This window comes from Bradyrhizobium sp. Rc3b (assembly GCF_900114915.1).
In the GTDB taxonomy this organism is placed as follows: Bacteria; Pseudomonadota; Alphaproteobacteria; order Rhizobiales; family Xanthobacteraceae; genus Bradyrhizobium.
The window spans coordinates 34,233-48,684 of record NZ_FOUS01000015.1 but is presented as its reverse complement, the minus strand read 5'-3'; the positions used below and the strand labels follow the sequence as shown (position 1 = coordinate 48,684).

The 14,452-nt window shown below is 64.9% G+C and carries 13 protein-coding genes; 8 read left to right on the top strand and 5 right to left on the bottom strand.

Translation table 11 applies throughout. The features are described from left to right. Positions 1-9: 9 nt before the first annotated feature. Positions 10-540: a hypothetical protein gene (locus tag BM190_RS30575; protein ID WP_092261426.1), complete on the top strand. Its 531-nt coding sequence runs from the start codon at positions 10-12 to the stop codon at positions 538-540. A gap of 180 nt (positions 541-720) precedes the next feature. Here BM190_RS30575 and BM190_RS30570 read toward each other — a convergent pair whose 3' ends face one another. Both BM190_RS30570 and BM190_RS30565 read right to left on the bottom strand, forming a co-directional pair. After that, complete coding sequence (locus tag BM190_RS30570) at positions 721-1,308, bottom strand: DUF4337 domain-containing protein (protein ID WP_018318863.1); 588 nt, start codon at positions 1,306-1,308, stop codon at positions 721-723. Between the two features lie 97 nt (positions 1,309-1,405). Then, positions 1,406-2,371, bottom strand: coding sequence for a tyrosine recombinase XerC (locus tag BM190_RS30565; RefSeq protein ID WP_092261425.1), 966 nt, complete (start codon positions 2,369-2,371; stop codon positions 1,406-1,408). Between the two features lie 110 nt (positions 2,372-2,481). Between BM190_RS30565 and BM190_RS30560 the strand changes: the two genes are divergently transcribed. Next, positions 2,482-4,692, top strand: coding sequence for a primosomal protein N' (locus BM190_RS30560; RefSeq protein ID WP_092261424.1), 2,211 nt, complete (start codon positions 2,482-2,484; stop codon positions 4,690-4,692). Between the two features lie 273 nt (positions 4,693-4,965). On the opposite strand, the gene BM190_RS30555 is transcribed toward BM190_RS30560, so the two are convergent. Next, a complete protein-coding gene (locus BM190_RS30555) occupies positions 4,966-5,466 on the bottom strand; it encodes a septal ring lytic transglycosylase RlpA family protein (RefSeq protein WP_018318860.1) in 501 nt (166 codons plus the stop codon). A 683-nt stretch (positions 5,467-6,149) separates the two neighbouring features. Between BM190_RS30555 and BM190_RS30550 the strand changes: the two genes are divergently transcribed. The 6 genes from BM190_RS30550 (at position 6,150) to BM190_RS30525 (ending at position 13,056) form a co-directional block, all read left to right on the top strand. Beyond that, on the top strand, positions 6,150-6,710 hold the full coding sequence (locus tag BM190_RS30550) for a F0F1 ATP synthase subunit delta (protein ID WP_092261423.1): 561 nt from the start codon (positions 6,150-6,152) through the stop codon (positions 6,708-6,710). Next, positions 6,710-8,239, top strand: a complete 1,530-nt coding sequence (gene atpA, locus BM190_RS30545) for a F0F1 ATP synthase subunit alpha (RefSeq protein ID WP_018318858.1) — start codon at positions 6,710-6,712, stop codon at positions 8,237-8,239. Before BM190_RS30550 ends, atpA begins: the two co-directional genes overlap by 1 nt. A 143-nt stretch (positions 8,240-8,382) precedes the next feature. After that, entirely contained in the window at positions 8,383-9,258 is an 876-nt protein-coding gene (locus tag BM190_RS30540; protein WP_018318857.1) for a F0F1 ATP synthase subunit gamma, read from the top strand. A 52-nt stretch (positions 9,259-9,310) separates the two neighbouring features. Beyond that, positions 9,311-10,753 carry a F0F1 ATP synthase subunit beta gene (gene atpD, locus BM190_RS30535; protein WP_018318856.1) on the top strand — a complete coding sequence of 481 codons (1,443 nt, stop codon included), beginning with the start codon at positions 9,311-9,313 and terminating at the stop codon, positions 10,751-10,753. An 87-nt stretch (positions 10,754-10,840) separates the two neighbouring features. Next, positions 10,841-11,248 carry a F0F1 ATP synthase subunit epsilon gene (locus BM190_RS30530; RefSeq protein ID WP_018318855.1) on the top strand — a complete coding sequence of 136 codons (408 nt, stop codon included), beginning with the start codon at positions 10,841-10,843 and terminating at the stop codon, positions 11,246-11,248. 161 nt (positions 11,249-11,409) lie between these two features. Further along, entirely contained in the window at positions 11,410-13,056 is a 1,647-nt protein-coding gene (locus BM190_RS30525; protein WP_092261422.1) for an adenylate/guanylate cyclase domain-containing protein, read from the top strand. 285 nt (positions 13,057-13,341) lie between these two features. Here the strand turns inward: BM190_RS30525 and BM190_RS30520 are convergent, their stop codons facing one another. Together BM190_RS30520 and BM190_RS30515 are read right to left on the bottom strand one after the other, a co-directional pair. Beyond that, positions 13,342-13,842 carry an RNA pyrophosphohydrolase gene (locus BM190_RS30520; protein ID WP_092261421.1) on the bottom strand — a complete coding sequence of 167 codons (501 nt, stop codon included), beginning with the start codon at positions 13,840-13,842 and terminating at the stop codon, positions 13,342-13,344. Between the two features lie 63 nt (positions 13,843-13,905). Next, entirely contained in the window at positions 13,906-14,412 is a 507-nt protein-coding gene (locus tag BM190_RS30515) for an RNA pyrophosphohydrolase (RefSeq protein ID WP_018318852.1), read from the bottom strand. Between the last annotated feature and the right edge of the window lie 40 nt (positions 14,413-14,452).

Genomic DNA, 14,452 nt, shown 5'->3' with positions numbered 1-14,452 from the left:
GGGGAACACATGCTGCGCCGCCTTCTTCAACCGGTCTGGGTCCTGCTTGCGATCATCTTCCTGATCGAAGCCTGGCTGTGGGACCATCTCGAACCGATCGTTGCAAAGGTCGTCGCGGCTGTCCCGCTCGCACGTTTCAAGCAATGGCTGACGGAGCGCGTCGATGCGCTGTCGCCGGCCATGACGCTGATCGTGTTCGCGGTCCCCATCGTCCCGCTGTTTCCGCTCAAGCTGGTCGGCCTGTGGCTGCTCACGCATGAATACTGGACCAGCGCGGTCTTCACGATCGTTTTCGCGAAGCTGCTCGGCGTCGGCGTCACCGCCTTCGTGTTCGACGTGACGCGCGACAAGCTTTTGGAGATGCACTGGTTCGAGCGGATCTACGATCTGGTGATGAAGGTCCGCGCCAAGGCGCACCTGCTGGTCGACCCGATCAAGCGCCGTATCCGCGAGCTGATCGCCGGCAACGGCGAGGGCTGGTCGTCACGTACGCTGCGTGTGATCCAGCGTTTCAGGAAGAGCGTGCACCAGGCGCGGTAGCTGCCCGCACATTCAGTCTCTCACCGTCACCCTGAGGTGGCCGCTTCTTCAGCGGCCCTCGAAGGGCGACGGCCCGTCTGCATCTCGGCCGTTCATCCTTCGAGGCTCCGGGCGCAGCGCTGATGCACTGCGCTCCTCGCACCTCAGGATGACGGAGTTGGTGCAACGCTGTTGCACCAATCAATGCAAATGCACCAGATGCGGCCACCACAGGCCGAGGCTGGTCATGAGCAGGCCGGCGAGCGTCAGGATGCCGGCGACATAGGCCAGCGCGAACATGCCGGTGATGATGGTGGCCGAGGCCAGCACGATGCCGATCTGGAAGGCGGCCGACGCCAGCTCGAAGTGATGGTATTTCGCGGTCGCCTCGTCGCGCTCGTGCTCGGCATGCTTGGCCTTCTCGGCGAGCTGCTCGGTGCCTTCGCCGGTCTCCGGCTCGGAGCGGTAGCGCTGCGCGGTCTTGGTCCAGTCGTCGACCTGCTTCTGCACCGCGGGCTTCTGCGCCTCGTCCGCGCCGGCGAGCGCGAGCTTGCCCTGCTCGGCGGCGGTGATCACCACGGTGCGGCGGATGCTCTTGGCCTGGAAGAACGCCCAGAGATTGGCGGCCTCGACGTTCTTGCTGATCGATTCGGTCTGGGCGCCCTTGCCGAGCGTCTCCGAGATCGCCAGGAACAGCGCCAGCACGGCAATCAGGAGCGCGATCTTCTTGTTCGAGCCGGACGCGTGCTCGGCGTGCTCGGCGTGCTCCATGCTTTCATGTGCGCTCATCAGTCTCTCCTGCCTCGGTTCCGCAACGATTGACCGAACCGCGCGGCCTGCGCAAGAGGCAAGGCAGTTATGACGTCAGTGTGTCAGCGCCAATTCGTCAGCGTCTTGGATGCGCGCTGGCATAGACTTCCAGCAGTCGCTCTGAATCGATGCCGGTATAGATCTGCGTGGTCGAGAGCGAGGAATGGCCGAGCAATTCCTGGATGGCGCGCAGGTCCCCGCCGCGTGACAGCAGATGCGTGGCAAAGGAATGGCGCAGCGCGTGCGGCGTGGCGCTGTCGGGCAGGCCGAGCGCGCCGCGCAGCCGCTCCATCGCGAGCTGGATGATGCGCGGGCTCAAGGGACCGCCGCGCGCGCCGACGAAGATCGGGCCCTCGGCGGGCAGCGGATACGGGCACATCGCGACATATTCCTGAACGAGCTCGAGCACGGTCTGCAGCACCGGCACCATGCGGGTCTTGTTGCCTTTGCCGGTCACGATCAGCACGTCGCCCTCGCCGGGACGCGGCACCTCGCGGCGCTTCAGGCCCAGCGCCTCGGAGATGCGCAGGCCGGAGCCGTACAAGAGCGCCATCACCGCGGCGTCGCGCGCCAGGATCCAGGTCTCGCGATCCTCGCCAGCCCGCTCGTCGGCATCGGCAAGGCGCTTGGCCGATGCCATCGGCAACGGCTTTGGCAAGGTCTTGGCCACCTTCGGCGCACGGATCGCCGAGAGTGCGCCGACCTTGCCCTTGCCTTCGCGCTCGAGGAAGCGGCCGAAGGAGCGCAGCCCGGCGAGCGCGCGCATCAGGCTGCGGCCGGCAATGTCGTCGGCGCGGCGCATCGCCATGAAGGCGCGGACGTCGGTGGCCTCCAACGCCGCGAAGCGCTTCAGCGTCACGCGTTCGCCCCAATGGCTGCAAAGGAAATCCAGGCACTGCCTCAAGTCGCGGCCATAGGCTTCCAGCGTCTTCGGCGACAACCGCCGCTCGGCGCCGAGATGCGACAGCCAGCGCGTCATCTCCTGCGCGATCGAGGGATCGGCGCTGGCGAGCTCGATTTGTGGGGCGACGGCTTTGCTCATGCGCACTGGACGTGGTGATTCCACCCAGTATATCGCATCACATCCGTTTATCGTTCGCTAAGGCCGCCGCAGGGCGCTAGCCTTGAGGCCCCGGTTCCGATTCTTCGTTCATGGATCACACCTCGCGCAGCACCACCGCCCCCACCAACGCGACCGGCATGGTCGACGTGCTGGTGCCGGTCGCGCTCGACCAGACCTATTCCTACAAGGTGCCGCGCGGCATGGAGCTGAAGGCGGGCGATCTCGTCGCCGTGCCGCTCGGGCCGCGTGAGGTGTTGGCCGTGGTCTGGGGGGAGAACGCCAATCCGGATCCGCGCCTGCACAACCGTCTCAAGGAGGTCAGCGAGAAGCTCGACATCCCGCCGCTCAAGCCCGAGCTGCGGCAGGTGGTCGACTGGGTCGCCAATTACACGCTGAGCCCGCGCGGCATGGTGCTGCGCATGTGCTTGCGGATGGGCGAGAATCTCGGCCCCGAGCGGGTGCGTCCCGGCGTGCGTCTGGTCGGCGACCCGCCGAAAAGGCTGACGCCGGCCCGGCAGCGCGTGATCGAGGTGTTGTCGGACCGGCTGCTGCACGGCAAGTCCGAAGCGGCCAAGGAAGCCGGCGTCTCCTCGGGCGTGATCGACGGGCTGGTCGACGAAGGCACGCTCACGGTCGAGCCGATGCCGCCGCCTGCGCCGCCGCCTGTGCCCGATCCGGATTTCGGCCGGCCGGATTTTACCCCGCTGCAGCGCGCCGCGGTCGACACGATGCGCGCGCTCGCCGCCAACGGCACCTTCCACGTCGCATTGCTCGACGGCGTCACCGGCTCCGGCAAGACCGAGGTCTATTTCGAGGCGATCGCGGAAGCCATCCGCCGCGGCAGGCAATCGCTGATCCTGATGCCGGAGATCGCGCTCACCGGCCAGTTCCTCGATCGATTCGCGCAGCGCTTCGGCGTGCGGCCGATCGAATGGCATTCCGAGCTGACGCCGCGCACCCGCGCGCGCAACTGGGCTGCGATCTCCGGAGGCAGCGCGCCGGTCGTGGTCGGCGCGCGCTCGGCTCTGTTTTTGCCCTACGCCAATCTCGGCCTGATCGTCGTCGATGAGGAGCACGATCAGGCCTACAAGCAGGACGAGGGCGTACATTATCATGCCCGCGACATGGCGGTGGTGCGCGCGCATATCGCCAAGATTCCGGTCGTGCTGGCGTCTGCGACACCGTCGGTCGAATCCGAGGTCAACGCGCGCAAGAACCGCTATCAGCGCATCGCGCTGCCCTCGCGCTTCGGCGGCCAGCACATGCCGCATATCGAGGCCATCGACATGCGCCGCGAGCCGCCGGCGCGCGGCCGCTTCATCTCGCCGCGGCTGGCCGGTGAAATCAGAGGCGCGATCGAAAAGCGCGAGCAGGCGCTGCTGTTCCTCAATCGCCGCGGCTATGCGCCGCTGACGCTGTGCCGCGGCTGCGGCCACCGCTTCGCCTGCACCATCTGCGATGCCTGGCTGGTCGATCACCGCTTCCGCCAGCGCCTGGTCTGCCATCATTGCGGCTTCTCGATGCCGCGGCCGCATCTCTGTCCGAACTGCTCGGCCGAGGAATCGCTGGTCGCGGTCGGCCCCGGCGTCGAACGCCTGCAGGAGGAGGCGGCCGCGCTGTTTCCGCAAGCCCGCACCATGGTGCTGTCGAGCGATCTCATCACCTCGATCGAGACGATGCGCTCCGAGCTTGCCGAGATCGCGGAGGGCCGCGTCGACATCATCATCGGCACGCAGCTCGTGGCCAAGGGTCACAATTTCCCGCGGCTCAATCTGGTCGGCGTGGTCGATGCGGATCTTGGCCTGTCCAACGGCGATCCGCGCGCGGCGGAACGGACCTGGCAATTGCTCAACCAGGTGATCGGCCGCGCCGGGCGCGAGCAGGGCCGCGGCGTCGGCTATCTCCAGACCCACCAGCCCGATCATCCCGTGATGAAGGCGCTGATCGCCTGCGACCGCGAGGCTTTTTACGACAGCGAGATCGATCTGCGCGAACGCACGCTGTATCCGCCGTTCGGCCGGCTCGCCAGCCTGATCATCTCCGCCGGCGACCGCCCGAGCGCGGAAGGTCTCGGCCGCCGCCTCGTCGCGCTCGCCCCGCGCGACGAGCGCGTGGTGGTGCTCGGCCCGGCGGAAGCGCCGCTCGCCGTGATCAAGGGCCGCTACCGCTTCCGCATCCTGGTGAAATCGGCGCGCGGTTTCGACCTCTCGGACTATTTGCGCAATTGGCTGGCGGTGTGTCCAAAGCCGACCGGCAATCAGAAGCTCGAAGTCGACGTCGATCCGCAGAGCTTTTTGTAGGAGCCACGCGCATTCGTAGGGTGGGCAAAAGCGCGCGTCTTCGTTCGAAGAACGAAGGCGTAAGCGTGCCCACCACTGAAATTGGTGGGCACGCATCCGCCGCCGCTCTGCGAGCGCCGGAGAATGCTTTGCCCACCCTACGGCAGCTGCGCTCCGCCCGGGCTACGACGTGCCATAAAAAAAGCCCGCGGTCCCCCAAGACCGCGGGCTTGTTTCATGCGCGCATCAAACTGATGAAAACTGCGCGCGCTCGATGAGACGCTTTATCGCGCCTTAGGAGACGACTTCCGCGGTGACGCGGCCGACGCCGCGACCCGTGAGGCCGATGGCGCGGGCAGCGCCCGTGGAGAGGTCGAGAACCCGGCCGCGAATGAACGGGCCACGGTCATTGATGGTGACGACGACGCTCGAGCCGCCGTGGGTGACGCGCAGCTTGGTGCCGAACGGCAGCGAACGGTGCGCCGCGGTCATAGCATTCTGGTTGAAGCGCTGGCCCGAGGCCGTGCGGCTGCCGGACTCGTTGCCGTAAAAGGAGGCCATGCCGGAGAAGCTGTGGCCCGTGCCCGAGGTCGGCGTCATCGACGCATTGGCGTTGCGCCAATCGGAGGTCGCGTTGGTATCGGTCTGAGCGTGGTGGCGGTGATGATGATGCCGGTGATGCCGGGATTTGGCGGAAGCTTCGGTGGCAGTTCCACCGATGAGAAGAGTTGCGGCAATGAAAGCGATCGCCGTGCGCGGCCGGGTCACAAAGCCCAGCGTCTTCAAAGACAGCATTTAGTGGTCCCTAAGCTAGTATTGCCACACATGTGGCTAGTGGAGCCCCCATCAGTTTGTGAGCGGGTTGGCGTTTCGATTCCTAATGAGGCGTGAATTGGGCAGTAAATCCATTCTGTGTCGTCATGAAATATCTTGTTACCGGTACGAGATATTCAGCCGATGCCCCTTAATCTTCGCCTTTAACGATTTGTTAACCTATTGATTACTTGCAAATACTGTAAAAGCGAAGTGATGACCTTGAGCATTTAGAATTGGGTAAGTATTCGGCGAGTGGAGCCGGCAAGGCTGGAATCACGCCTCAGCGATCCGTGTTCATGGCCGCTATGCGCTGAGGGCAGGAACCAAAGACGGGGATCGCGGCGAAGCCCGCGACAACTCCGTCGCGCGGCAGGTCGTCACCCAAGGAGGTGATCAAGTCCTAGCTACGGTCCTCCGACCCGGCGGGATCGATGCATCCAGCGTGCGACGAACTGGCGACAGAACCTCGTGCCTTTAATTTGGCGTCATGTTGCACCTGCGCGCCTGCTATGTTAGCAAAGCCGCGATTTTAACGGATCCGGCACGTCCCGTGTCGGCCGGAAATCGAAGTCCCGCTTGAATTCCAAGGGCTTGGATCGCTTGGCGCCGCTTTGTGGCGACGGTTTTTCCCTTGCGAGTTTGACAGCAAAAAGAGCGCGTCTGTGGCTGCAGAAGATACGTCCGTTTCAGGTGTGTCCGGCCGTTATGCAACGGCCTTGTTTGAACTGGCCCGCGACCAGAAAGTGGTCGACGAGGTCAAAGCCGATCTCGAGAAATTCGAGGCCATGCTGAACGAGAGCGCCGATCTGAAGCGCCTCGTCCGCAGCCCGGTTTTCGCAGCCGATGCCCAGTCCAAGGCCCTTTCGGCCGTGCTGGCCAAGGCCGGCATCGCCGGCATCACCGCCAATTTCCTGAAGGTCCTGACCGCCAATCGCCGCCTGTTTGCGGTGGTCGACGTCATTCGCGCCTACCGGGCCCTGGTCGCCAGGTTCAAGGGCGAGGTGACGGCCGACGTCACCGTGGCGGAAACGCTTTCGGACAAGAATCTCGACGCCCTCAAGGTTGCCCTGAAGTCGGTGACCGGCAAGGACGTCGCGCTCAACGTGAATGTCGATCCCTCGATCATCGGTGGCCTCGTCGTCAAGCTTGGCAGCCGCATGATCGATAGTTCGCTTCGCACCAAACTCAATTCGATCAAGCACGCGATGAAAGAGGCAGGCTGATGGACATCCGCGCCGCGGAAATTTCCGCGATCCTCAAGGACCAGATCAAGAATTTCGGCCAGGAAGCTGAAGTCTCCGAAGTCGGACAGGTGCTGTCCGTCGGCGACGGTATCGCTCGCGTCTACGGTCTGGACAACGTCCAGGCCGGCGAAATGGTCGAGTTCGAGAACGGCACTCGCGGCATGGCGCTGAACCTCGAAACCGACAACGTCGGCGTCGTGATCTTCGGCGGCGACCGTGAGATCAAGGAAGGCCAGACCGTCAAGCGCACCCGCGCCATCGTGGACGCGCCGGTCGGCAAGGGCCTGCTCGGCCGCGTCGTCGACGCGCTCGGCAATCCGATCGACGGCAAGGGCCCGATCCAGGCCGACAAGCGCATGCGCGTCGACGTCAAGGCGCCCGGCATCATTCCGCGCAAGTCGGTGAGCGAGCCGATGGCGACCGGCCTCAAGGCGATCGACGCCCTGATCCCGATCGGCCGCGGCCAGCGCGAGCTGATCATCGGCGACCGTCAGACCGGCAAGACCGCGATCGCGCTCGACACCATCCTGAACCAGAAGCCGCTCAACGCGCAGCCCGACGAGAACATCAAGCTGTACTGCGTCTACGTCGCGGTCGGCCAGAAGCGCTCGACGGTTGCCCAGTTCGTGAAGGTGCTGGAAGAGCAGGGCGCGCTCGAATATTCGATCGTCGTCGCCGCCACCGCGTCGGATCCGGCGCCGATGCAGTACATCGCGCCGTTCACCGCCTGCACCATGGGCGAGTTCTTCCGCGACAACGGCATGCACGCGGTCATCATCTATGACGATCTGTCCAAGCAGGCCGTCGCCTACCGCCAGATGTCGCTGCTGCTGCGCCGCCCGCCGGGCCGCGAAGCCTATCCGGGCGACGTGTTCTACCTGCATTCCCGTCTGCTCGAGCGCGCGGCCAAGCTCAGCAAGGATCACGGCTCGGGCTCGCTGACCGCACTGCCGGTCATCGAAACCCAGGCCAACGACGTGTCGGCCTACATTCCGACCAACGTCATCTCGATCACCGACGGTCAGATCTTCCTGGAAACCGACCTGTTCTTCCAGGGCATCCGTCCCGCGGTGAACGTCGGTCTGTCGGTGTCGCGCGTCGGCTCCTCGGCGCAGACCAAGGCCACCAAGAAGGTCGCCGGCAAGATCAAGGGCGAGCTGGCGCAGTACCGCGAAATGGCGGCGTTCGCGCAGTTCGGCTCCGATCTCGACGCCTCGACCCAGCGCCTGCTGAACCGCGGCTCGCGCCTGACCGAGCTCCTGAAGCAGCCGCAGTTCGCGCCGCTGAAGATGGAAGAGCAGGTCTGCGTGATCTGGGCCGGCACCAACGGCTATCTCGATCCGCTCCCGGTCAACAAGGTGCGCGCGTTCGAGGACGGCCTGCTGTCGCTGCTGCGCGGCAAGAACGTCGACATCCTCAATTCGATCCGCGACACCCGCGACCTCTCCGACGACGTGGCTGCCAAGCTGAAGTCGGTGGTCGAAGGTTTTGCGAAGAGCTTCGCTTAAGCGTCGTCATGGCCGGGTCTTCCGGCCATGATCGCTTCGCGAGAGGCAAGACAATAAGAAGCGTGCCCGGCGCCCGGCCGGGCATTGCGATCGGGACAGGCTAGCGGTCCGACGTATCAGTCGAACCGCCGGGGTGAACGAGAATGGCGTCACTTAAAGACATGCGCGTGCGCATCGCCTCCACCAAGGCGACGCAAAAGATCACCAAGGCCATGCAGATGGTCGCGGCGTCCAGGTTGCGCCGCGCCCAGCAGGCGGCCGAAGCTGCGCGCCCCTATGCCGACAAGATGAGCGCGGTGATCTCCAACATCGCCAGCGCTGCTGCCGGTTCGCCCGGCGCGCCGGCGCTGCTTGCCGGCACCGGCAAGGACCAGGTCCACCTGCTGCTGGTCTGCACCGGCGAGCGCGGTCTGTCCGGTGCGTTCAACTCCTCGATCGTGCGTCTCGCGCGCGATCGTGCCCAGGCGCTGATGGCGCAGGGCAAGGAAGTCAAATTCTTCTGCGTCGGCCGCAAGGGCTATGAGCAGCTCCGCCGCCAGTTCGACAAGCAGATCGTCGAACATCTCGACCTGCGCAGCGTTCGTCAGCTCGGTTTCGTCAACGCCGAGGACATCGCCAGGAAGGTGCTGGCCCGTTTCGAGAACGGCGAGTTCGACGTCTGCACGCTGTTCTATGCGCAGTTCAAGTCCGTGATCGCCCAGATCCCGACCGCGCAGCAGATCATTCCGCTGGTCGTGGAAGAGAAGGCGGCGAACGCGCCGTCGACGTCCTACGAATATGAGCCGGAGGAGGACGAACTCCTTTCGGGCCTGCTGCCGCGCAACATCGCGGTGCAGATCTTCCGCGCGCTGCTGGAGAACACTGCTTCGTTCTACGGCGCGCAGATGAGCTCGATGGACAACGCCACCCGCAACGCCGGCGAAATGATCCGCAAGCAAACCCAGATCTACAACCGAACCCGTCAAGCCCAGATCACCAAGGAGCTGATCGAGATCATCTCCGGCGCCGAGGCGGTCTGACGCACGAACTCAACGACGGTCGTTCAAGTAAAGAATTTCGAAGGAGAGCTTCATGGCTACAGCAGCTAACCCGGTCGGTCGCGTCACCCAGGTCATGGGCGCCGTCGTCGACGTTCAGTTCGAGGGCCACCTCCCGGCCATTCTCAATTCGCTGGAAACCAAGAACGGTAACATCCGCCTCGTGCTGGAAGTTGCGCAGCATCTCGGTGAGTCCACCGTGCGCACGATCGCGATGGACGTGACCGAAGGTCTGGTGCGCGGCCAGGAAGTGACCGACACCGGCCAGCCGATCCGCGTTCCCGTCGGCGAAGGCACGCTCGGCCGCATCATCAACGTCATCGGCGAGCCGATCGACGAAGCCGGCCCGGTCAACGCCGAAGGCCTGCGCCCCATCCATCAGGACGCGCCGAGCTACACCGACCAGTCGACCGAAGCTGAAATTCTGGTCACCGGCATCAAGGTCGTCGATCTTCTGGCTCCCTATGCGAAGGGCGGCAAGATCGGCCTGTTCGGCGGCGCCGGCGTCGGCAAGACCGTGCTGATTCAGGAGCTGATCAACAACGTCGCGAAGGCGCACGGCGGTTACTCCGTGTTCGCCGGCGTCGGCGAGCGCACCCGCGAGGGCAACGACCTCTATCACGAGTTCATCGAATCCAAGGTCAACGCCGATCCGAAGAATCCGGATCCGAGCGTGAAGTCGAAGTGCGCGCTGGTGTTCGGCCAGATGAACGAGCCGCCCGGCGCCCGCGCCCGCGTCGCGCTCACGGGTCTGACCATCGCGGAAGACTTCCGCGACAAGGGCCAGGACGTGCTGTTCTTCGTCGACAACATCTTCCGCTTCACCCAGGCCGGCTCGGAAGTGTCGGCGCTGCTCGGCCGTATTCCTTCGGCGGTGGGTTATCAGCCGACGCTCGCCACCGACATGGGCGCGCTGCAGGAGCGCATCACCACCACCCAGAAGGGTTCGATCACCTCGGTGCAGGCCATCTACGTTCCGGCCGACGACTTGACCGACCCGGCGCCCGCGACCTCGTTCGCGCATCTTGACGCGACCACCACGCTGTCGCGTTCGATCGCCGAAAAGGGCATCTATCCGGCGGTGGATCCGCTCGACTCGACCTCGCGCATGCTCTCCCCGCTGGTCGTCGGCGAGGAGCACTATGCGGTTGCCCGTCAGGTCCAGCAGGTGCTGCAGCGCTACAAGGCGCTCCAGGACATCATCGCCATTCTCGGCATGGACGAGCTTTCGGAAGAGGACAAGCTGACGGTGGCACGCGCCCGCAAGGTCGAGCGCTTCATGTCGCAGCCGTTCCACGTCGCCGAAATCTTCACGGGATCGCCCGGCAAGTTCGTCGAGCTCGCCGACACCATCAAGGGCTTCAAGGGCCTGGTGGAAGGCAAGTACGACCACCTGCCCGAAGCTGCCTTCTACATGGTCGGCACGATCGAAGAAGCCGTCGAGAAGGGCAAGAAGCTGGCGGCGGAAGCGGCCTAAGGCGCGAATGGCGAATGGGGAGTAGCGAATAGACGCGCTGCTCTCTTCGCCACTCGCCATTCGCTACTCACCATTCGCAGGTACACCATGGCTACCTTCCACTTCGATCTCGTCTCTCCGGAAAAGCTCGCGTTCTCGGGCGAGGTTGATCAGGTCGACATCCCCGGCGTCGAGGGGGATTTCGGCGTGCTGGCAGGGCATGCGCCGGTCGTGGCTGCGATCCGTCCGGGCATCCTCACCATCACCACGGCTGGCCGCCATGAGAAGGTCATCGTGCTCGGCGGTCTCGCCGAAGTCTCCGAAAAGGGCCTGACCGTGCTCGCCGACGTCGCGACGTCGCTGGCCGAGCTCGACCGCGCCCAGTTCGCGGCGACCATCTCGGAGATGGAAGAGGGGCTGAAGGAGCACGAAGGCAGCGAGCTCGATCAGGCGATCGAGCGGCTCGACCACTTCAAGAGCATCCAGCAGCAGCTCAACTCGACGGCTATGCACTAAGCCCCGGGGCACCGCTCCGGGGCTCGAGCGAGAACCCTGCAAGACATTCCCTGACCAAGTGCAGCGCTCGTCACACCCGTGGCGGGCGCTGAAACTTTGTTGCACCGTGTTACCGATCGCGGCATTCTGCCCTGCGAATTTGTCCCCGGGGCGGGTCGCAGATGAAACGCAAGATCGCAGCGATTTTCGCAGCCGATATTGCCGGTTACTCGAGACTGGTTGCCGAAGACGAGGAGGAGACGCTGCGGCGTCTGGCCTCCTATCGCGAGGTCGTCGACGATTTCATCGCCAGGGCCGGCGGGCGCATCTTCAATACGGCGGGCGATGCCGTGCTCGCGGAATTCCCGAGCGCGGTCGATGCGGTGCGTTGCGCGATCGACATCCAGGAATCCTTGCGGACCCGTAACATGGCCTATCCGCCGAGCCGGCAGATGTCGTTCCGCATCGGCATCACCATCGGCGACGTGGTCGAGCGCGACGGCGATCTGCTGGGCGACGGCGTCAACATTGCGGCGCGGCTGGAGGGTCTCGCCGAGGTGGGCGGCATCTGCGTCTCGCGCGCGGTGCATGAGCAGGTCGCCAACAAGCTCTCGGTGCAGTTCGCCGATATCGGCGCGCAGGAGGTCAAGAACATCCCGACGCCGGTGCATGCCTACATGGTGGCGATGCGGCGCGAGGACGGCAGCTATAGCAAGCCGCAGCTGAAGAAGGCGGCTTCCAAGGTGGCCGCAGCACCGGTGTGGATGTGGCCGCTGGTGGTCGCCGTGGTCTCGGTCACCGGCATCGGCGTCACCGGCTTCCTCTACAACACCAAGCTCAAGCAGACGGCGAATGTCGCAGCGACGCCGGCCGCAGCACCAAGTGCGACTCCAAGCGCGGCGCCGACTCAAATGGTGAAGACGCCGATGATGCCGATGACCGCGCCGAATGCCGGCGCTGCGATGGCGCCGATGCCTGCGCCGTCACCATCGGCCGCGCCGATGGCCGGCAAGTTTGCGGCCGACAGCGTTCCCTTCATCAACGAGCGCGTCCGCAACTACCTTGCCGGCGACTATTCCGCGGCCGGCGACTACAAGGCTTTCGCGCTCAATGTCGGCGGCTTCACCGGCTCGGCCCTGAACCAGCCGAACGAGGAGGCCGCGCGCAACACCGCGATCGAGCAGTGCCAGAAGCGTGCCGAGGCCGCGCAATCGCCGCGGCGTTGCGAGCTCTATGCGGTCGGCAACAACGTCGTCTACGCGCACGGCAAGCCGCCGATGCCGCCGTCTCCCTATTTCCGGCACGACGCCATGACCGAACGGACCTTCGCATCGAAGGATTTTCCGATGGTGCGCGACCCGCAAAAGGTCCGGCTCGAGAACATGTTCGTGCCGGCGGCGAAATCCCGCTCGGTCGCGCTCGGCCCCGGCGGACAATATTTCATGGTGCTCGGCGCCGCGTCCGCCGAAGATGCCGCGCGCCGTTCGCTGGAGTCGTGCGGCGCGATCGCCGGCGTTGCCTGCCTCGTGGTCGCGATCGACGACAATTTCGTCGTGCCGATCCCGACCCTGTTCAGGATCACCGGCTTCTTCAACGCCGCCTCCAACGCCTCGATCGTGGCGGATGCGCGCGGCGAGGTCGTGCGCAAGCTCGGTGACGGCATGGGCTGGAATGCGGTCGCGGTCGGCACCGCGGGCCGACCGGGCCTCGGCCTCAAGGCCGCCGACGAGCAGGCCGCCGTCTCTTCCGCGCTATCCGACTGCGCCAAGCGCGACAGCGACTGCCACGTCATCGCACTCGGCCCGTTCACGGTGGGGCCGATTAATTAGGGTGATGCGATAAAGGCCCCACTGGCGCGCCGACACAGGTGCGTTCCCTCCCCCTTGTGGGGGAGGGGTAGGGAGAGGGGTAGCCCAGCAAAAAGGTGCGAGTTGTTGTCGATGCGCCGAGGCGATCCCGGGCGGATAGAATCCCCGTGTGGTACCCCTCTCCCCGACCCTCCCCCACAAGGGGGGAGGGAGCGAGATAGCGGGGCCCCTCACGCAAATGTCCGCCAAAATTTCTCCAAACATTTCAAACCCCATTCTACTGTGCATGGGGTTGTTTTCGCGGTTTTAGTTTGCGAAGGCCGCGAACTGCTGCGCGACGGCCTGATAAACCTCACGTCGGAACGGCACCACGACGTCGGCAACACGATCCAGACGCTCCCAGCGCCAGGCATCGAACTCCGCGGGCTGGCCGTTGCGCGGCGTCAGCGGGTCGATCTCGTCATCCTTGCCGGTGAAGCGCAGCGCGAACCATTTTTGCCGCTGGCCGCGAAACTTCGCGAGGCGATGCGCCTGCGGTCCGTCGTAGGGCGGGAATTCGTAGGTGAGCCAGTCGGTCTCGCCGAGATAGTCCGCGCTGACGACGCTGGTCTCCTCCCAGAGCTCGCGCATCGCGGCATCGCGCAAATTCTCGCCGTCGTCGACGCCGCCCTGCGGCATCTGCCAGTCGAGGCCGGGCAGGATGATCTCGGGTCCGTCGCCCTTGAAGCGATGGCCGATCAGCACGCGGCCTTCGGTGTTGAAGAGGGCGATCCCCACGTTGGGGCGGTAGGGTTTTTCATTCGTCACGCGTCAATCTCTCGTCGTCGTTCCGGCGATGCATTAGCACCGAAGCTGGGACGACAATTCGATTTATTGGTCCGCCAGCGCGGAAAATTCCTGCACCACGCGCTCATAGACCGGGCGCTTGAAGGGAATGATCAGCCCGGTCAGATTCTTCATCGGCTCCCAGCGCCAGCTCACGAATTCGGCCTTGTGGCCGCCGCCGCCGGGACTGGCGACATTGATCTCGCTGTCCTTGCCGGTGAAGCGCACCGCGTACCATTTCTGGCGCTGACCGCGATAGCGGCCCTTCCAGGCGCGCCCGGCGACCGTGCGCGGAATGTCGTAAGTGAGCCAGTCCGGGACCTCGCCGAGTCGCTCGACCGAGCGCACGCTGGTCTCCTCATAGAGCTCGCGCTTGGCGGCGTCCCAGGTGTCTTCGCCGGGATCGACGCCACCTTGCGGCATCTGCCAGACGTGGGTGTCGTCGACATGCTCGATGCCGCCGGCGCGGCGGCCGATGAATACCCGTCCCTCTGTGTTGATCAGCATCACACCGACGCAGGTCCGGTAGGGCAGATCCTCGTAACGCGCCATTCCGCCAGACCTCTCGCATGCTGTCGGTAAGGCTTGACCG